Origin of the sequence: Rhodovarius lipocyclicus, from assembly GCF_009900765.1 — a bacterium.
Classification (GTDB): Bacteria; Pseudomonadota; Alphaproteobacteria; order Acetobacterales; family Acetobacteraceae; genus Rhodovarius; species Rhodovarius lipocyclicus.
The window spans coordinates 136,872-154,770 of the sequence record NZ_JAAABL010000002.1 but is presented as its reverse complement, the minus strand read 5'-3'; the positions used below and the strand labels follow the sequence as shown (position 1 = coordinate 154,770).

At 70.8% G+C, this 17,899-nt stretch carries 18 protein-coding genes and 1 riboswitch; of the genes, 8 read left to right on the top strand and 10 right to left on the bottom strand.

Annotated elements, in window-relative coordinates; translation table 11 throughout:
• Window positions 1-129: 129 nt before the first annotated feature.
• Together GT007_RS03585 and GT007_RS03580 are read right to left on the bottom strand one after the other, a co-directional pair.
• Window positions 130-1,260 carry a type III PLP-dependent enzyme gene (locus tag GT007_RS03585; protein WP_160120195.1) on the bottom strand — a complete coding sequence of 377 codons (1,131 nt, stop codon included), beginning with the start codon at window positions 1,258-1,260 and terminating at the stop codon, window positions 130-132.
• Window positions 1,261-1,754: 494 nt separating this feature from the next.
• Complete coding sequence (locus tag GT007_RS03580; RefSeq protein ID WP_236571479.1) at window positions 1,755-2,168, bottom strand: phasin family protein; 414 nt, start codon at window positions 2,166-2,168, stop codon at window positions 1,755-1,757.
• A gap of 164 nt (window positions 2,169-2,332) precedes the next feature.
• Here GT007_RS03580 and GT007_RS03575 point away from each other — a divergent pair, with 164 nt between their 5' ends.
• Both GT007_RS03575 and GT007_RS03570 read left to right on the top strand, forming a co-directional pair.
• Window positions 2,333-3,289, top strand: coding sequence for an acetyl-CoA carboxylase carboxyltransferase subunit alpha (locus GT007_RS03575; RefSeq protein ID WP_160120194.1), 957 nt, complete (start codon window positions 2,333-2,335; stop codon window positions 3,287-3,289).
• Window positions 3,286-3,729, top strand: a complete 444-nt coding sequence (locus GT007_RS03570) for a PaaI family thioesterase (RefSeq protein ID WP_236571478.1) — start codon at window positions 3,286-3,288, stop codon at window positions 3,727-3,729. The genes GT007_RS03575 and GT007_RS03570 overlap by 4 nt, the downstream gene beginning before the upstream one ends.
• 68 nt (window positions 3,730-3,797) lie before the next feature.
• On the opposite strand, the gene GT007_RS22745 is transcribed toward GT007_RS03570, so the two are convergent.
• From GT007_RS22745 to GT007_RS03550, 4 genes are all read right to left on the bottom strand, one after another.
• On the bottom strand, window positions 3,798-5,744 hold the full coding sequence (locus GT007_RS22745; protein WP_160120193.1) for a TonB-dependent receptor plug domain-containing protein: 1,947 nt from the start codon (window positions 5,742-5,744) through the stop codon (window positions 3,798-3,800).
• Between the two features lie 135 nt (window positions 5,745-5,879).
• A riboswitch (cobalamin riboswitch) is annotated at window positions 5,880-6,098 on the bottom strand.
• 45 nt (window positions 6,099-6,143) lie between these two features.
• Window positions 6,144-7,286 (bottom strand): AI-2E family transporter, encoded by a 1,143-nt coding sequence (locus GT007_RS03560; RefSeq protein WP_236571477.1) that lies wholly within the window; start codon window positions 7,284-7,286, stop codon window positions 6,144-6,146.
• On the bottom strand, window positions 7,283-7,876 hold the full coding sequence (locus GT007_RS03555) for a CDP-alcohol phosphatidyltransferase family protein (RefSeq protein WP_268894540.1): 594 nt from the start codon (window positions 7,874-7,876) through the stop codon (window positions 7,283-7,285). The genes GT007_RS03560 and GT007_RS03555 overlap by 4 nt, the downstream gene beginning before the upstream one ends.
• A complete protein-coding gene (locus GT007_RS03550) occupies window positions 7,863-8,450 on the bottom strand; it encodes a hypothetical protein (protein WP_160120192.1) in 588 nt (195 codons plus the stop codon). The genes GT007_RS03555 and GT007_RS03550 overlap by 14 nt, the downstream gene beginning before the upstream one ends.
• A 97-nt stretch (window positions 8,451-8,547) precedes the next feature.
• Here GT007_RS03550 and purM point away from each other — a divergent pair, with 97 nt between their 5' ends.
• The 5 genes from purM (at window position 8,548) to GT007_RS03525 (ending at window position 13,979) form a co-directional block, all read left to right on the top strand.
• Window positions 8,548-9,627 (top strand): phosphoribosylformylglycinamidine cyclo-ligase, encoded by a 1,080-nt coding sequence (purM, locus tag GT007_RS03545; protein WP_408015529.1) that lies wholly within the window; start codon window positions 8,548-8,550, stop codon window positions 9,625-9,627.
• 138 nt (window positions 9,628-9,765) lie between these two features.
• Window positions 9,766-10,377: a phosphoribosylglycinamide formyltransferase gene (gene purN / locus GT007_RS03540; RefSeq protein ID WP_160120191.1), complete on the top strand. Its 612-nt coding sequence runs from the start codon at window positions 9,766-9,768 to the stop codon at window positions 10,375-10,377.
• Between the two features lie 66 nt (window positions 10,378-10,443).
• Window positions 10,444-10,602 carry a preprotein translocase subunit SecE gene (locus tag GT007_RS03535; protein WP_160120190.1) on the top strand — a complete coding sequence of 53 codons (159 nt, stop codon included), beginning with the start codon at window positions 10,444-10,446 and terminating at the stop codon, window positions 10,600-10,602.
• A 65-nt stretch (window positions 10,603-10,667) separates the two neighbouring features.
• On the top strand, window positions 10,668-11,840 hold the full coding sequence (locus GT007_RS03530; RefSeq protein WP_160120189.1) for a flavin-dependent monooxygenase: 1,173 nt from the start codon (window positions 10,668-10,670) through the stop codon (window positions 11,838-11,840).
• Between the two features lie 114 nt (window positions 11,841-11,954).
• Window positions 11,955-13,979 (top strand): putative bifunctional diguanylate cyclase/phosphodiesterase, encoded by a 2,025-nt coding sequence (locus tag GT007_RS03525; RefSeq protein ID WP_160120188.1) that lies wholly within the window; start codon window positions 11,955-11,957, stop codon window positions 13,977-13,979.
• On the opposite strand, the gene GT007_RS03520 is transcribed toward GT007_RS03525, so the two are convergent.
• Genes GT007_RS03520 through GT007_RS03510 form a run of 3 tightly spaced genes read right to left on the bottom strand, consistent with a single transcriptional unit; the run spans window position 13,976 to window position 16,181 of the window.
• Complete coding sequence (locus GT007_RS03520) at window positions 13,976-14,683, bottom strand: lysophospholipid acyltransferase family protein (protein WP_160120187.1); 708 nt, start codon at window positions 14,681-14,683, stop codon at window positions 13,976-13,978. The two genes, GT007_RS03525 and GT007_RS03520, sit on opposite strands and share 4 nt — an antisense overlap.
• A complete protein-coding gene (locus GT007_RS03515) occupies window positions 14,684-15,526 on the bottom strand; it encodes a cell division protein FtsX (RefSeq protein ID WP_160120186.1) in 843 nt (280 codons plus the stop codon). It abuts the gene before it with no gap.
• Complete coding sequence (locus GT007_RS03510; protein ID WP_160120185.1) at window positions 15,519-16,181, bottom strand: cell division ATP-binding protein FtsE; 663 nt, start codon at window positions 16,179-16,181, stop codon at window positions 15,519-15,521. The genes GT007_RS03515 and GT007_RS03510 overlap by 8 nt, the downstream gene beginning before the upstream one ends.
• A gap of 126 nt (window positions 16,182-16,307) precedes the next feature.
• Here GT007_RS03510 and GT007_RS03505 point away from each other — a divergent pair, with 126 nt between their 5' ends.
• Window positions 16,308-16,697 (top strand): zinc-ribbon domain-containing protein, encoded by a 390-nt coding sequence (locus GT007_RS03505; protein ID WP_160120184.1) that lies wholly within the window; start codon window positions 16,308-16,310, stop codon window positions 16,695-16,697.
• Here GT007_RS03505 and GT007_RS03500 read toward each other — a convergent pair.
• Window positions 16,694-17,893, bottom strand: a complete 1,200-nt coding sequence (locus tag GT007_RS03500; protein ID WP_160120183.1) for a flavin monoamine oxidase family protein — start codon at window positions 17,891-17,893, stop codon at window positions 16,694-16,696. The genes GT007_RS03505 and GT007_RS03500 overlap by 4 nt on opposite strands.
• Window positions 17,894-17,899 lie beyond the last annotated feature (6 nt).

Genomic DNA, 17,899 nt, shown 5'->3' with positions numbered 1-17,899 from the left:
GAAGGGCCGCCAAGCGGCTCCCTCCCCGCCAAGCCGGGCACGCCCCGGCAAAGCCAGGACGGCGCACAAGCCCCGATGGGTGATCGGCTTACAGCATCCGGTCTCCGTGGCCCCCGCGGGCCACAGGCATCAGATGTAGTGTTCTTCCAGCGGCGCGAAGCCGTTGAACTTCTGGCTGGCATAGGTGGTGACATAGGCGCCGGTCGAGAGGATCTCGATGCGGTCGCCGTCCGTCAGGCCCAAGGGCAGCCGGTAGTTCGACTTCTCGTACAGCGTGTCCACGCTGTCGCAGGTGGGGCCGGCGATGGTCACCGGGCCCTCGGCCTCGCCATCACGCGGCGTGCGCAGCGTGTAGCGGATGGCCTCGCCCTCGGTCTCGGCCAGGCCGCCGAAACGGCCAATGTCCAGGTACACCCAGCGCACCGGGTCGTTCTCGCCCTTGCGGGAAACGAGCACCACTTCCGTGCAGACGGTGCCGGCATCGGCCACCAGGAAGCGGCCGGGCTCGATCACGATCTCGGGCAGGTCATTGCCGAAATGCTCGGCGAAGGCACCCATCACGGCTTCGCCGATCTCCTGGATCTCAGGCACTTCGGACTTGTAGCGGACAGGGTAGCCACCGCCGAGGTTCACCATGCGCAGCTTCACGCCGGCCGCGGCCAGATCCGTGAACACGGTGGCGACCTTGGCGATCGCGGAGCGGTACGGCGCGGCGGAGGTCTGCTGGCTGCCGACATGGAAGGAGATGCCATAGGCATCCAGCCCCAGATCGCCGGCCAGCACCATCAGGCGCTTCGCCATATCGACTTCGCAGCCGAACTTCTTGGACAGCGGCCATTCCGCACCTTCGTTCTCGACGAAGATGCGGCAATAGACGCGGCTGCCCGGGGCGGCACGCGCGATCTTGCGAAGCTCCGGCTCGCTGTCGAAGGCGAACATGCGCACACCGGCCGCGAAGGCCGCCGCGATGTCGCGCTCCTTCTTGATAGTGTTGCCGTAGCTGACATGCTCGGCAGCCGCGCCGGCGGCCAGGCACATCTGCACTTCCTGCCAGGAAGCGGCATCGAAGAAGGAGCCAAGACCCGTCAGCCGCTCCAGGATCGGGGCGGCCGGGTTGGCCTTCACGGCGTAATAGATGCGCGCGTTCGGCAGCGCACCCTGCAGGCGCCGGAAGTTACCCTCCACGCGGTCCACGTCCATGACGAGGCACGGTGTAGCGGGCGACATCTCAGCGAGATAGCGAGCGACCTTCTGGGTCATCGCACCACCCCCAATTCCATTGCGGAACCAGCCGGGTATGACCGGAAGGCCCAAGTTGACGAACGGTCGAACGAACCAGCGACCAAGAGAGAACCGCCCGGGTTGAACCGGTCGGGGTTGCCAGAACGCTTGACGTCGTTGCGTAAACCTTGCGCCGCGGTGGCAGGGCCATATTGCGGGCCGAGCTCCGTGGGCCTGGGGCCAGAGGCACGTGCGTACTGCGTCTTCGAGGCGGCAGATACGCGGCCTGCCCCCCCCTTGCAAGGGGCTTTGTCCCCCCTGCCGAATATTTTTCGCGTCCCCCCCGGGGGTAGGCAGGAATCCGGCCTGGATGCCCCCCTTTGTTACAGAGGTAATGCCGGGAACACCCCCCGCCCCCCAGGATGCTTTCCGGCGCCCTTGCCGGCCTCCGGGGTGGGGAATGGCCAGGGCCCGGGCACAAAAAAAGCGGGCCCCGGGGGGCCCGCCCAAAATCCACGGAAAGCCGCGTCTGTTCAGCCCTTGGAAACGGCCGTCTTCATTTCGTCCAGCGCCGCGCTGAAACGGGCGTTCAGCAGGCCCAGCGCCTCGGTGTTGGACTTCTGCATCAGGTCCGTCAGTTCCTTCACGTTGGAAACGGCCTTCTCGTAGCTGGACTTGATGAGATCCGTCTGGCGGGCGACCTTACCCGTCGGGCTCTCCTCACGCGTCACGGTCTGCACCGCGTCGCTGATCTCGGAGACGGAGGATTGCAGGATCTCGATCTGACGGCGGGCCACGGCCTGCGCACCCTCGATCGCGATCTTGTTGGCGGCCGCGATGGCCTCGATGTTCTTGCGCTGGGCTTCGGCCAGGGCCTGGAAATCCGGCATGGCGGGCATGCGGAACTCACCGAACATCTTCATGAACTCTTCGTGGGGTGTGGGCATGGGGCTTCCTCCGAACGAAACGGTTCAGTTTTCTAGCCGTTCATTCAGATGACGTCAAAGCATTTTGTGCGACGCAACATGAATTTATGATGCAAGCACATGCCACAGCCTTCCCCCGCCACCATGGCATGGCGCGGCGCGCCAAAAACTGATACCCGGCGCGCATGAGTCATTTCCTCGAATTCGAGAAGCCCCTCGCCGAGCTGGCGGGCAAGGTGGAGGAGTTGCGGCGGACCACCGATGCCGGCGGCATCGATGTGGCCGAGGAGGTCGGACGCCTGCAGGACAAGGCGCAGAAACTCCTCGCCGCGACCTATGCCAAGCTGACGCCCTGGCAGAAGGCCCAGGTGGCCCGCCACCCCGAGCGCCCCAAGGCGCTGGATTACGTGGCCCACCTGATCCAGGGCTTCACGCCCCTGGCCGGCGACCGCGCCTTCGCCGACGATGCCGCCGTCATCGGCGGCATCGGCCGGTTCCGTGGCCGGGCCGTGGCCGTGCTGGGCACCGAGAAGGGCCACGACACCGAAACCCGCGTGAAGCACAATTTCGGCATGGCCAAGCCGGAGGGCTATCGCAAGGCCCGCCGCATCATGGAACTCGCCGGCCGCTTCGGCCTGCCCATCCTGTCCTTCGTCGATACCTCCGGCGCCTTCCCCGGCATCGAGGCCGAGGCGCGCGGCCAGGCGGAGGCCATCGCGCGCTCCATCGAGGCAGGGCTCGAAGCCCCCGTGCCCTTCGTGGCCACCATCATCGGTGAGGGCGGTTCCGGCGGCGCCATCGCGCTGGCCGCCGCCGACCGGGTGCTGATGCTGGAGCACGCGATCTATTCGGTGATCAGCCCGGAGGGCTGCGCCTCCATCCTGTGGCGCGACGCGGCCCAGGCCAGCACCGCCGCCGAGGCCCTGCGCCTGACCGCAGACGACCTGAAGAAGCTGAACCTGGTGGACACGGTGGTGCCCGAGCCGATGGGCGGCGCCCACCGCGCCCGGGAAGCCGCGATGGACGCCGTGGGCAATGCCGTCGCCGCCGCGCTGGAGCCGCTGCTGGCGCTGGACGGTGCCTCCCTGCGCATCCGCCGGCGGGAGAAGTTCCTGGACATGGGCCGGACCGCCACGCTGTGAACGACGCGGATTTCCACGCCACCACCCATTCCCCCTACCACGACCTGCTGGGCATCGAGGTGATGGAGTGGTCGGAGGGCTATGTGCGGCTGCAATGCCGCCTGGGCCCCCAGCACGCGAACCGCAGCGGCATCGCCCATGGCGGCGTGGCGCTGTCCCTGCTGGACCAGGCGGGCGCCTTCGCCGGGCTGTGGTGCGGGGTGCCGGGCCATGTGCGGCGCGGCGTGACGCTGGACCTGGATTGCCGCTTCACCGGCCAGGCCGCGATCGGCACGCTGCTGACCGCCGAGGGCCGGCTCGTGACCGCCGGGCGCAATGTCTATTTCGCGCGCAGCGAGGTGAAGGGCGAGGATGGGCAGGTGGTGGCCTATGGCGCCAGCACCCATCGCTACCGCGCGGGCTCCGGGGCGCCGGAAGGCGTGCCGATGGGCAAGGGGTAAAACCCCGGCCGGCCCATGGGGCACGGCCAGGGAAAGCCTGAGAGGGGCACACCCCTCTCAGACCAGGGTCACAGCGCGAAGCGCGTGCCGAACAGCACGCTGCGGCCCGGGGTCACATAGCCGCTGGTCGGCTCGTACCGGCTGTTGCCCAGGTTCCGCGCTTCCAGGAACAGGCTCACCTGGTCCATCGCCTGATAGGTGACGGTCAGGTTCGCCGTGGTCCCGCCCGGCGTGTTGGTCCGGCGGGAGGAAGCGCCGCTGTTCGTGTACACGTAATCCGCCGCGCGGCCTGTCAGCAGCAGTTCCGGCGCGATCACCAGCCGCTGGATCGGCTGGATGCGCGCGGACAGCGCCACCACATCCTGCGGCCGGCGCAACAGCTGCTTGTCGGTCGTGCTGTCGAAGGCGCGGGTCAGCGTGTAGCCGACGCGGCCTTCCAGCCAGGGGGCAATGCGGCCGGTCACCGAGAACTCGGCCCCCTCGATATTGGCGCGCGCCACGTTGGTGTAGCTGGTGAAGGTTGCGTTGCTGTTGATCAGGTCACGGAAGTGGCTGTTGAAATAGGTGAAGCCCGCCGTGACCAGGCGCGGATTGCCAAAGCCCGGCACGTCCACATCCGCGCCGAATTCCCAGCTCGTGCTGCGCTCGGGCCGCAGATCGGGGTTGCCGCGGAAGGTGCCCTGCACGCCATAGCGCTGGAACAGGCTGGGGGCCGCAAAGCCGCTGCCGATGGCCGCCCGCAGCCGGGTGTTGGCCTCCGGCAGGTGGTACACCACGCCCAGGCGATAGGTCGGCGTCTCACCGAAGCCCGCGACGGAATCGACCCGGCCGCCGGCCGACACATCCAGCCGGTTCAGCGCGCGGTACTGCACGGCGACATAGCCCGCCGCGCTGTCCTGGCTGCGGTTGATGACGCCGCGGAAGGGCACGCTGCCGAAGGCGGTGTTGCTGGTTTCCTGCTGCCAGTTCACGCCGAAGCTGACCAGCCCGTCATTGGCCACGCCGCCGATCGCCGGCAGGCGCACCTGGTTGCCCCAATCCACGAAGGTCCGGCTGCCGCGATACAGGTCGTCGGTACGGCTGGCGGAATACTGGTCCGGCAGGTTCACGGCGCGGCGGCGGTCGTCGGTGTAGCCCACCCGCAGGCCCGTGGTCCAAAGCCCGTCGAGCAGCCGCGTCTCGGCCCGCACCTGGCCGGACCAGCGGCGGTCCTCGGCGCTGTAGTTCGGGTCGTCGGCCAGGAAGCGGTCCAGGCCGTAATTGGCCTGCTGCCAGCGCATCGTGCCCTCGATGCGGGTATCGGGGTTCACCTGATAGCCCAGGCGCGCCAGCGCCGCCGTGCCGCGATAGCCGTCGCGCTCGCCCCGGCTGGAGGTGAAGCGCTGCGGGGTGATGTTGAAGCCCTCGGTCGAGAGGGTCTGGGCGGCGAACAGGTAGTCGAAGGCGCCGACCGTGCCCGCCACGCCGCCATCCGCGCGCAGGGTGCGCTGGGTGCCGCCGGCGATGGAGCCGAACACCTCCGCCGCCTTGCCCGTGGGGGCGCGGCGCGTGACGATGTTCACCACGCCGCCGATGGCGTTGGAGCCATAGAGCGAGCTGGCGGGGCCGCGCAGCACCTCGATGCGCTCGATGCCGGCCAGCATGAAGGATCCGAAGTTGAAGGCGCCGTTGGGATCGGCCGAATCATTCAGCGGAACGCCATCCAGCAGCACCTGCACATGGCGGGAATTGGCGCCGCGGAAGAAGCCGCTGGTCAGGGTGCCGGGGCCGCCCTGCGGCACCAGGCGCAGGCCGGGCACGGTGGCCAGCGCCTCGGAGAGGGACTGGTAGCCGCGCTCCTCGATATCCTGGCGGGTGATGGTGGTGGTGGCGACCGGCACGCGCTCCGCATCGGTCGCCACGCGGGTGGCGGTGATGACGGTATCGGGCAGGGCGATCTGGGCCAGGGCCGGGCCGGCCCCAAGGACACTGGACAGGCCGAGGGCGGTGGAACCCAGGAGAAGAACACGACGCATCGGGCGATGCTCCGGACAGGTGTGGACGATCCCGCCCCGGCATGGCCGGAACGGGGGCTGAGGCGTCGTCGCACCCGCTAGACGGTCTGGGGCAAACCCCTTCCGTGGCACCGGTGCTCCCCGCCCGGATGCCTGCAGGACAACTCTGCGCCGGCCGGTCTCCTGGCTCGCGGGCTGGTGGGGGTTCCACCGGCCGCCCCGCCTTCTCGCCTGCGCCCCAACGGGCGCGGCAATGGCTGATGGGGCGGCAAACGCCGCTTACAGTTGCGGGGGCAGCCGCGGACTGGGGGCCAGGGGCCCCTTCTCGCGTTCCCGTTTCAACCCTTGCGGGTCACCGTCGCATGTTGCGCTGTGTAATCTTGTGTGGCGGCGCTGCCAACCGGCCAAAAGGGCCGAAGATCAGCGCGGCGGGTCCAGGTATAGGGGGCTTTCCAGGTATTTCCGCATCCAGAACCGCGCCAGCACGCCGATGGCCGCGGCAATCGGCACCGCCAGCAGCACGCCCAGGAAGCCCAGCGCCACGCCGCCCGCGAACAGCGCGAAGATCACCCACACCGCGTGCAGTTCCACCCGGTCGCCCAGCAGGCGGGGGTAGATGATGTAGCCCTCGATGATGTGCCCCACGGCGAACACCGCGATGACGGGCCAGATGCCGGACCAGGTGCCCCATTGCGCGGCGGCCAGCACCAGCGCCGTGACGAAGCCCGTGAAGGTGCCGACATAGGGGATGAAGGACAGGATGCCCGCGAACAGCCCCACCATCAGCGCCAGCTCCAGCCCCACCAGCGACAGCCCGCCGGCATAGAGCACCACCAGGATCAGGCAGCAGATCAGCTGGCCCCGGAACCAGCCGCCCAAAACGCGGTCGGTCTCCAGCGCCAGGTGGCGCAGGGTGGGGGCGCTGCGGCGCGGCAGCCAGGATTCGATGCGCAGCATGATCCCCGGCCAGTCCCGCAGCAGATAGAAACCGACCACGGGCGTGACCACCACCAGCGTGAACACGCTGAACAGCGCCAGCCCGCCGCCGATGAGCCGAGTGGCCGCCGTACCCAGGAAACTGACCATCTGCCCGGCCTGGGAGACGACGAGTTCGCGCAGGCGCGCATCCACCACCTCCGGTCCCGCGGCTTCCTCCAGATGCAGCAGCAGGTCGCGCACCTGCCCGCCGATGCTGGCGGCATAGGCGGGCAGGCGCGTCAGCAGGATGCCGATCTGCACCAGCAGCAACGGATAGACGAGCAGCACGGTCAGCAGCGCCGCCACCATCATCAGCCCGACCAGCAGCGCGGCCGACAGCGTGCGCGGAATGCCGAGCCCCGCCATGCGCGTCGCCAGCGGATCCAGGAAATAGGCCATGCAGATGGCCAGCACGAAGGGCGTGAGAATGCCCGAGAACAGCCACAGGCAGAACAGCACCCCCGCCAGCAGCCCCAGTACCAGGTTGCGGCGCTGGCGCGGGGTGGCGTGGTGCGGGCCGGGCGGCAGGGGGCGCCCCCGGCCCGGGGCGGGGGGCGTCAGGGAGGGCGGCATGGTCAGGCTCATGGCTGGCCGGGCCCGGCGGCCAGCAGCCGCGCGCCACCGGCCAGATAGGCCGCGCCCGAAACCAGGGTGGAGCACGCCACGCTCCAGATCAGGAATTGCAGCCCCCAGTCGGGCCCCATGCCGAAGCCGGCCTGCAACAGCGCGAAACCCGCGAGCGCGATCTGGGTGAAGGTGTTCACCTTGGAAATATACAGCGGCGCGATCGGCGGTCTAATCCCCAGGAACCACAGCACCGCCAGCCCGCCCAGGATGAACACGTCCCGCGTCACGACCAGGATGGCCAGCCAGTCCGGCAGGCCGCCCATGATGGCGAGCACGATATAGATGCTGATCAGCAGCGCCTTGTCGGCCACGGGGTCCAGCATGGCGCCCAGGGCGCTGCGCTGGTTCCAGGCACGGGCGATCCAGCCATCCAGCCCATCCGAGACGCCGGCGGCCGCGAAGACGATGAAGGCCCAGCCCATGGCCTGGTGCAGCACCAGCCACACCGTGGCCGGCACGGCCGCCAGCCGCACCAGGGTTATGATGTTCGGCAGGGTGAACAGCCGATGCGATTCACCCCCCGGCGGGGTGGGGTCAGCCCCCGCCAAGGCCCACCCGCCAGGGCTCGCCCGGGATGGTGCCGGGCAGCAGCGTGACGCCAGCGGCCTGCAGGGCGCCGGGGGCCTCGGCCTCCGGGATGCGCAGGCCCAGGCGCAGCCGGGCGCTGTCCACGCTGATGGCCAGGATGTCCACGCTGGCCACCGGCGCCGACTGCATCAGGCGGCGGCGCAGATTGATCCATTCGGGCATGCCGGCGAAGGCGGCCGTGGCCTCGATGAAGCTGCTGGCGGGCTGGCCCGCCATGGGGTTCGGCACCGCCGCCTGCCCGCCCGCGCCGCCGCCCCGGAACACCACCGTGATGCGCCCGACATAGCGGGTGGAGCTGACACGCTCCTCCTCGATGATCATGGAGGCGATCATCGATTCGATCTGCCGATCCGACGCGCCCTCGGCCGAGCCGCCGGTGGCCGCCTGCATCCGCTGGAAGGCGATGCGCCGGCCCTGGGCCAGGGCGCGTTCGCGCGCCTGCACCGCGTCGGCGGCGGTCGCTTCCACCACGATGCCGGTCTGGCGCATCGGGTTGTCCTGCGCATGGGCATAGCCCAGCCATGCGGTGGACAACGCCCCCGCCAGCGCCAAGAAAGGTATCGCGCGCCGCGTGAGGCGATTAAAAGGCGCCATCGGGATCCCCTGAACCACTGAACATGCCCTTACCGTATTGGAGGTTGCCCTGACCAGTTCAAGCGACAACGGCCTGACATATGCCGCGGCCGGGGTGGACATCGACGCGGGCGACGCGCTGGTGGAAGCCATCAAGCCCCACGCGAAGCGCACGAATCGCAGCGGTGTCATGGGCGGCCTCGGCGGCTTCGGCGCGCTGTTCGACCTGAAGGCGGCGGGCTTCTCCGACCCCGTGCTGGTCTCCTCGACCGACGGTGTGGGCACCAAGCTGCGCCTGGCGATCGACGCTGGCAAGCATGACACGGTGGGCATCGACCTGGTGGCCATGTGCGTGAACGACCTGGTGGTGCAGGGCGCCGAGCCCCTGTTCTTCCTGGACTACTTCGCCACCGGCGCGCTGGACGTGGCCCAGGCGCGGGACGTGGTGGCCGGCATCGCCGAGGGCTGCCACATCGCGGGCTGCGCCCTGGTCGGCGGCGAAACCGCCGAGATGCCGGGCATGTACCACAAGGGCGATTACGACCTCGCGGGCTTCTCGGTGGGTGCCGCCGAGCGCGCGAACCTGCTGCCGAAGCCCGATGTGGGGCCCGGCGACGTGCTGCTGGGCCTCGCGGCCTCCGGCGTGCATTCCAACGGCTTCTCGCTGGTGCGCAAGGTGCTGGAAGTGGCGGGCAAAACCCTGACCGATCCCTGCCCCTGGGAAGCGGGCAAGACGCTGGGCGAGGCGCTGCTGGTGCCCACCCGCATCTACGTGAAACCGCTGCTGGCGCTGCACAAGGCCGGGCTGCTGAAGGCGGCCGCCCACATCACGGGCGGCGGCCTGCCGGGCAACCTGCCCCGCGTGCTGCCCGAGGGCGTGGGCGCCGAGGTGAAGGGCGGCTCCTGGCCCATCCCGCCCGTCTTCTCCTGGCTGGCCCGCGCCGGCGGCGTGGTCGAGGCCGAGATGCTGCGCGTGTTCAACTGCGGCGTCGGCATGGTGGTGGTGGTGGCCGAGGCCGAGGCGGATGCCGCCATCGCGCTGCTGGCCGAGGCGGGGGAGACCGCCCACCGCATCGGCCGCCTGGTGCCCGGCACCGGCGAGGCCGAGGTGATCATGGACGGCCCGATCGGGCTCTGATGCCCCGGGCCGCCAACGGCCCTGGGCCCCAGGCCATTTTTCCGCCCTCAGACGCCGGGCGCGGCCATCCGGCCGCTGGGCTTCGCGGCACTGGCCGCGGCGCCCGTCCGGGCGCTTGAACGAAGGAACACAGGCAGCATGCGCACCGCCCTCCTCATCTCCGGCCGCGGCAGCAACATGGCCGCGATCCTGGCCGCCGCGCGCGACCCCGCCTATCCGGCGCGCCCGGTGCTGGTGCTGTCCAACAAGGCCGACGCCCGTGGCCTGGAGACCGCCGCCGCCGAGGGCGTGGCCACCGCCGTGGTCGAAAGCCGCCGCCGCCCGCGAGAGGAATTCGAGGCCGAACTGCAATCCGTGCTGGAAGCGCACGGCGTGGAGCTGGTGGTGCTCGCGGGCTTCCTGCGCGTGCTGACCGAGCCCTTCGTGCGCCGGTGGGAGGGGAAGATGATCAACATCCATCCCAGCCTGCTGCCCAGCTTCAAGGGGCTGGACACCCATGCCCGCGCGCTGGAGGCGGGCGTGGCCCTGCATGGCTGCACCGTGCACTGGGTGGCCCCCGGCGTGGATGAGGGCCCCATCCTGGCCCAGGCCGCCGTGCCCATCCTGCCCGGCGACACCGAGGATACGCTGGCCGCCCGGGTGCTGGCGCAGGAACATATCCTGTACCCCGCCGTGCTGGCGGCGGTGGCCGGCGGCGAAAAGCCCGCCCAGCCCGCCCCGGATGCCGCCCTGCGCGCCTGGAAGCTGTAGCGGCCCCTTGCCTCGCCCGCGCCGGTTTCCTATGGAAGCAGGCAGCGAGGAAGGGGTTCTCTCCATATGGCTGGTCAGCAGACGCACTACGACTTCATCGAGGTGAAGAGCCAGGACATCCTGGCCGAACGCGCCGGCATGCTGAATGCCTTCATGGCCGCCACCAAGTGGGGCGTCATCGCCACCATCGTGCTGCTGCTCGTGATCTATCTGTTCTGGGGCTGATCCGGCCCCCGGTGCCGTAATGGCACCGGAATTGCATCGCGCCCGCCCTCAGGTGGAGTGAGCGGATGCGGATTGCCATCATCGGCACGGGTGTGGCCGGGAGCCTGGCGGCGGAAATGCTGGCCGGGCGGCCCGGCTTTTCCGTGCGGGCCTTCGACCGGCTGGCGGCCGGCGAGGAAGCGGAGGCCGGCACCGGCTTGAACATCGGCCCCAACGCCATGAAGGCGCTGCGCCTGTACCTGCCGGCGCGCCACGCGGCGGTCCGCGCCGCCTCCCTGCCCTGGAAACGCTGGTTCATCGACACTGCGGCGGGCGAACGCCTGGCCGATATCGACCTGCTGCGCGTGGCCGAGGAACCCGGCATCCGCCTGCGCTGGTCGGAGCTGTACCGCGTGCTGCGCGCCCCGGTCGCCCCTCTGACACGCCACGGCGCCCGGTTCGAGGCGCTGGAGAAAGCCGCCGACGGCCGGCTGCGCCCCATCTTCCGCGGCCCCGACGGCGCCCTGTTCGACGAGGGCGATTTCGATCTGCTGATGGGCTGCGACGGCCGCTATTCCCGCTTGCGGGAGATCACGGCCGGCCCCGTCACCCCCCGCTTCTTCGGCGTGGCGCTGACGCGGCTGCTGGTGCCCGATGCCGGGGACGCGCCGCTGGACGACTACGGGCAATGGTTCAACGGCCATGCCCGGCTGCTGGCCTTCCGCCTGCCCGGGGGCGCCGCCTATGTCGCGGGCAGCGTGCCGCTTCCCACGCCGGAAGCCGAGGTGCCCGAGGCATGGCGCGCCCCCGGATACCAGGCCGCCCTGTATGAGCCCGCCGACGCGCCCCCCTGCCCCGCCGTGGCCTGGATGTGCCGGATGATCCGCGCCATGCCCGGCCAGACGCATTGGGCCCGGCTGCAGGAAAGCCCCATCCTGCGCCACACGCTGGGCGGGCGCGTGGTGCTGCTGGGCGATGCCGCCCAGGGCATGGTGCCCACGCTGGGCCAGGGGGCGACACAGGCCATCGAGGACGCGGTGCTGGGCGGCGCGGTGCTGGCCGCCGGCGGCGATGCGGCGGCGGTCGCGGCCCTGCGCGACCCGCGCGTGGACTGGGTGCGGCGCTTCAGCGTGGACAGCACGGACACGATGTTGCGAGCGGACCCGGTGGAGGGTTCCCGCAAAAAGGGGCAGGAGCCTTATCTTTCAAGGCTCAAGCAGCTTTACACGGCAATACCGGAAGGGTTGACTCGGGTATAGGCGGCTGCATCGAATGCTTGCGGCGGCCCCTGGCGCCGGGGCATGTCCGGTGGATTGCATAAGCGCAATGGCTTCTGCAATTCGACATCAGGTCTACGCCAGCATGTGTCGCGCATGAACGAACCAGAAGACCCCGCGACATCGAAAGGTGAGTCGCCCCAGGGCGATGCGGGGTGCCCCTCTCTGCGTCACCTCATCCGCGCCGATCAACTGGCGGCGGTGCGGCGCAGCGTGCTGATCTCCATCCCGGTCAATGTCATCCTGGGCATCGCCAACCTGCTGATGGCCCTGCGCTACGGCCCGGCGGAAGTCGGGGTGGCGTGGTTCGCCGCGTCCTCGGTCGCCAACGGTCTGCGGGTGGCGCTGTGCCGCGCGCGGTTCGAGCACCCGCGGGACCATGCGGCGCCCCAGGAACGGCAGGCCGCCTCGGCACGGGTGGAACAGCTGCTGCGGCTGTCCTGGGTGCTGGCGCTGGTCTCGGGGCTGGTCTGGGCGGCGGTGCCGCTGCTCTGCGCGAGATATACCTCGCCGCAGACGCAGTTCTTCCTGATCGTGGTGTGCGGGATCACGGCCGGGGCGGTGGTGCACGGCACGGCCTATGCCCCGGTGCCGGCCGCCTTCATCACCCCGGCGCTGCTCTCGGTGGCCGGGTGCCTGTTCTATGCCGGCGGCTTCGACAACACCTTCCTGGCCTTCACCGCCCTGCTGTACCTGGCGGCGCTGCTGCGCAGCACCCGGGAAAGCGAGGGCGTGTTCCGCGATTCCAGCCGCCTGAAGAACGAGGCGACGGCCATGGCGCTCTCCCTGCGCGCTGCCACGGAACTGGCCCAACAGGTGGCGGAGGAGACGCGCCAGCGCGCCATCCATGACACCCTGACCGGCCTGCTGAACCGGGAGGGCTTCCTGCAGGAACTGGAACGGCGCGCTGCCCCCTCCGCCACGCCGCTCTGCCTGATGCTGCTGGACCTGGACGGCTTCAAGAGCGTGAACGACATGTTCGGCCACGACATCGGCGATACGCTGCTGCGGCAGGTGGCCGCCCGGCTGAGCGCGCTGATGCCTGAGCACAGCGCGATCGGCCGGATGGGCGGCGACGAGTTCGGCCTGCTGTTCGACCCACGCCTGCTGCAAGAGGAACCGCAGGCCCTGGCCGAGCGGCTGATCACCGCCATCGGCGTTCCCTTCGCGGCCTGCGACAGCATTCGCGTCGGTGTCAGCATCGGCATTCACCGCCGGCTGGAGGAGGACGTGCCCACGATGCTGGGCGCCGCCAGCGCCGCACTGACAGCCGCCAAGGCCGCCGGCCGCAAGCGCCACTGCCTGTTCGACGAGACGCTGCGCCTGCGGCTGGACAAGATCCGCGACGTGGAGCGCGACCTGCTGCGCGCCCTGAACGAGAACACGCTGCAATTGTGGTTCCAGCCCCAGATGGGCCAAGGCGGGCGGATCCTGAGCGGATTCGAGGGGCTGATCCGCTGGCGGCACCCCCGACATGGCTGGATCTCGCCGCCCGACCTGATCATGGCCGCCACCACGGCCGGCCTGTCCGAGGCCCTGCTGCGCTTCATCCTGAAGGAAGCCTGCGCCATGATCCGCGCCCTGCGCGACATGGGGCTGGATCATCTGACGGTCGCCATGAACGTCTCCCCGCGGGAGATCGCGCAGCTGCCGCTGGATGATCTGGTGCTGGGCATGCTGGCGCAGCAGAGCCTGCCGCCCGCCATGCTGGAGCTGGAGATCACCGAGGAAGCGGTGATGGACCTGCGCGCCGTGCAGGGAAAACTGTCGCGCCTGTCGCTGGGCGGGGTGCGGCTGGCGATCGACGATTTCGGGGTGGGCTATTCCTCGCTGGCCGCCCTGCGGCAGTTGCAGGTGGACCGGCTGAAGATCGACCGCTGCTTCGTCACCGGCATCTCCGGCTCCTCCGGCGACCAGGTGATGGTGCAGACCATCCTGGGCATGAGCCAGTCGCTGGGGATCGAGGTGCTGGCCGAAGGGGTGGAGACGGAGGCGGACATGCTGATGCTGCGGGAGTTGGGGTGCCCGCTGATGCAGGGCTACTACCTCGGCCGGCCCATGCCGATGCAGGAGGCTCTGTCCTGGATGCGGCGGCAGGCGCGCGAGGGCATCCCCTCCTAGCCGTTCAGCAGCCGCGCCGTCTCGGTCTCGATCGCTTCCTCCAGCCCGCGCATCAGGGCCGCGCGCGGCGTGCCGGGGGGAATGGGCGGCAGGATCGAGACCGTCAGCACGCCGCCCCGCTTGGCGAAGGCGCGCTTGCCCCAGAACAGGCCGCTGTCGGTCGCCACCGGCACCAGGGGCAGTTTCAGCGCGCTGGCCAGCGCCGCGACGCCGGGCTGATAGGGCAGCTTCTCGCCAGGGGCGGTGCGGGTGCCTTCGGGGAAGATCACGATCTGCCGGCCCTCGGCCACCGCGGCCTCGGCATCGCGCACCATCTGCTTCAGGGCGCTGGCACCGGCCGAACGGTCCACCGCGACCATGCGCGAATGCCGCGCGAGCCAGCCCCAGACCGGGATCTTCAGCAATTCGGCCTTCAGCACATAACAGGGGTCCGGCAGGCGGCTGAGCCAGAAGACGGTGTCGAAGGCGGATTGGTGCTTGCTGGCGATCAGCACCGCGCCGGGGGGCAGGTTCTCCATCCCCAGCACCCGCACGCGCAGGCCGCAGATGGTGGCCAGCAGCCCCTCCACCAGCCGGCCATAGAAGGCCAGCATGCCCATGAAGGCCTGGCGCCGCACCAGCATCAGCGGCAGCGAGGCCAGGCACAGCACCGTGGTCGCCCCGAAGAAAGCGATATTGAACAGGATGGACCGCAGCAACAGCATTCAGGGAAGCCTTTTCAACCACATCCGCACGGCGCTCTGCGCCGTGACCCAGGCAATCAGCGCGGCACCGGGCACCAGCGTCGCCAGGGCGGGCCAGGGCATTTCCAGCCCTCCGCCCAGCAGGGGAGAGGCCAACTGCCCCAGCCCGAACAGCAGCGGCAGCGCCACCGCCAGGCCGCAGCAGGCGCCGCACCCCGCCAGCCACGCCACCCGCCCCGCGAACCGGCGGGAGATCGCGCCATCGGTGGCGCCCATGTCGTGCAGGATGGTGATGGTATCCCGCCGGGCGGCGATGCCCGCGCGGGTGGCCACCGCGATGATGGCGGCGGCCAGGCCGCCCACCAGCGCCAGCGTCAGCCAGGCCATCGCCTGCAGGCTGCGCGCCAGCGCCGACAGCCGCGCGACCCAGACGCCATGCGCCTCGACCGCCGCCCCCGGCAACATCTCCGCGATAGCCTGCTGCACGGCCTCGGCCTGGCGGGTGCTGGTCAGGCGCAGTTCCACCATCGCCGGCAGCGGCAGGCCGGTGGCATCGCCCAGCCAGGGGTGCAGCAGGGCGGAAAGCCGGGCCTGGTCCATCGCCGTGGCCTCGGCCACGCCGGGGATGGCGGCCAGCTGCTGGGCGGCCGGCGCGGGGTCGGAGCCCTGGGGCAACTGCACCAGCATGGCGGCGGCCGCGCCGCCTTCCCAGCGGCGGGCCAGGGCCTCCGCGGCCTCGGCCCCGCCCAGCGCGATGGCGGCCAGCAGCGCCATGGCGGCGACGAGGCCCGGCAGCAGCCAGCCGGAGACGGCACGGCGCAGGCCAAGCGGATCCTTGGCACGGGCAGGCGTGCGCTTAGCCATGGGACAGCAGCCTCCCGTGCTCCAGCCGCAGGATGGGGGCGGGGTGTTCCTCGGTCATCGCGGCACTGTGGGTGGCGACGACCACGGTGGTGCCCATCCGGTGCATCTCCTGCAACAGAGAGACGACGCGGCGGGCCTGGGCCTCGTCCAGATGGCTGGTGGGCTCGTCGGCCAGCAGCAAGGCGGGGCGGGCGACGACCGCGCGGGCCAGGGCCACGCGCTGCTGCTCGCCACCCGACAGCGCCTCGGGCCGGGCCTCCATCCGGTGGCCGAGGCCGACCCAGCGCAGCATCTCCTGCGCGTCGGCCATCAGCTGGGCCTCCCGCCTTCCGGCGATGCGCAGCGGCAGGGCGACATTTTCCAGCACCGACAGGTGCGGCAGCAGGCGGAAATCCTGGAACACGATGCCGATGCGCCGGCGCAGCCCCGGCAGGGCCTGGCGGCGGGCGCTGTGGATCGGCGCGCCCATGACGAACAGCTTGCCGGCGCTGGGCCGCACTGACAGTTGCAGCAGCTTCAGCAGCGAGGATTTCCCCGCCCCCGAGGCGCCCATCAGCCAGGTGAAGCTGCCGGCCTCCAGCGTGCAGCTCAGCCCGGCCAGGGCTGGATTTTCCCCGCGGCGGTAGCTGAGTGTTATGTCCTCGAGGCGCACCATGCCCCCTTGTGCCAGCCGGGGGCCGCATTCGCCAAGCCATGACGGCGGCAAGCGCGGGCCAACCGGCGGTTGCACCGCACAGACCGGCTTGCCCCGGCATGGAAACTGACTGCACATAGGGTCCCGATGCTGATTGCCTGCCCAGCCTGCGCCGCCACCTATCAGGTGCCCGATCATCTGATCGGGGCCGGCCGCCAGATGCGCTGCGCCAAATGCGCCCATGAATGGTGGTTCGAGCCGGAGGCCCCCCCGGCGGAGGAACTCGCCGCCGAGTCGCAAACCACGCCGTCCGCGCCGCCGGAACCCGAGGCCCCTCCCCCACTGGCGGCCGAGCCCGACGCGCGCCCCACTCCCAGCGCCGAACCGGTACCCGGCCCGGGGCTGGCCTTGCCCCTGGCCTGGGCGGGGTCGGTCCTGCTGGTGCTGGGCGGGGTGGCGGGGCTGTTCGTGTTCCACGCCCCGCTGGCCGAGGCCTGGCCGCCCCTCGCCCGCCTCTATGGCTGGTTCGGGGTTTAGGCCGCCGCCTCCCCCTCTGCCCAGGCGCCGCCGACGGTGCCCGCCAGGCCCAACGCCGTGGCTTCCCCCGCGAAGCGCAGCGGGCCCAGCGGCTGGCGCAGTACCGCCCGCGCCCCCGCCCCTCCGGGCCGCGCCTGGCTGTAGCTGCCCAGGAACAGCGGGTCCGTGCCCCAGCCCGTCACCAGCGCCTGCCCCAGCGGCACCGGGCCCAGGATGGATTCGAGTTCCGCCCGCGCCGCGCGCAACGTGTCTTCCGGCGACTGGCGGGACAGCGCCCAGGCCTGCTCGCCGCCCACGAAGCCGAACAGGTGGTCCCGCCCGAACGGCCACAGGATGAAGCCCATCGGCCCCGCCCGGCCGGGCATCGCGGCCCGGCGCAGGGTGTGGAAGGGCGGGATGCCCAGGCGATCCTGGCAACGGAAGGCGAATTTCGTCAGCAGCGCCATGGGCAGGTCATGGATGGCCTGCTGATGGCCGGCCGGCAGCTCGGGCGTGAAGCGGATGCCGCCCGCCGCCAGCACCCCGGTGGAAACCGTCACGATGGCCCGCGCCGCGCGGATGCGGCCGAAGGCGCCCTCCGCCACCACGCCGGGGCCGGACCAGTCCAGCCGCTCCACCCGGCTGTTCAGGCGAATCGGCAGGCCCTGGGCAAGCCCGGCCACCAGCGCGCCGATGCCGCCGGGCAGCAGCAGGTTCGGCCCCTCCAGCGCGTTGTCGGCCTGGTCGTGGGCCGAGAGATACTCGGCCTCCCGCGCCTGGATCTGGGTGCAGAGCCAATGGATGACCGTCTCGTCCCAGGGGCCGCCGCGCGGCGCGATCTCGGAGACCGGGCGGTCGGGTTGGGTGCGGGCGGCCTCCAGCGCGGCCTCGAAACGGTCCTCGGCGGCGGCGATGGCGGCCAGTTCGGCGCCATCCGCCCAGCGGGTGCCGAGCCAGACATGGCGCTCCCGCACCTCGTCATGGTTCATCGCGCCCTGGGCCAGGGGCGTCATCGGGTTGCGGCCGGCGGCGTGCAGCCAGGTGGCGCCGTGGTCGAAGGGCGCGCCGAGCGTGGTGCAGGTGTGGGCCCGCCCGCCCGGGCGCGGCCCGCCCTCCAGCACCAGGCAGCTGGTGCCTTTCGCGCGCAGGGCCCGGGCCGCGGCGATGCCCGCCGCCCCCGCGCCGATGATGAGCACCTCTGGATCACTGGGGAACATCGGTGC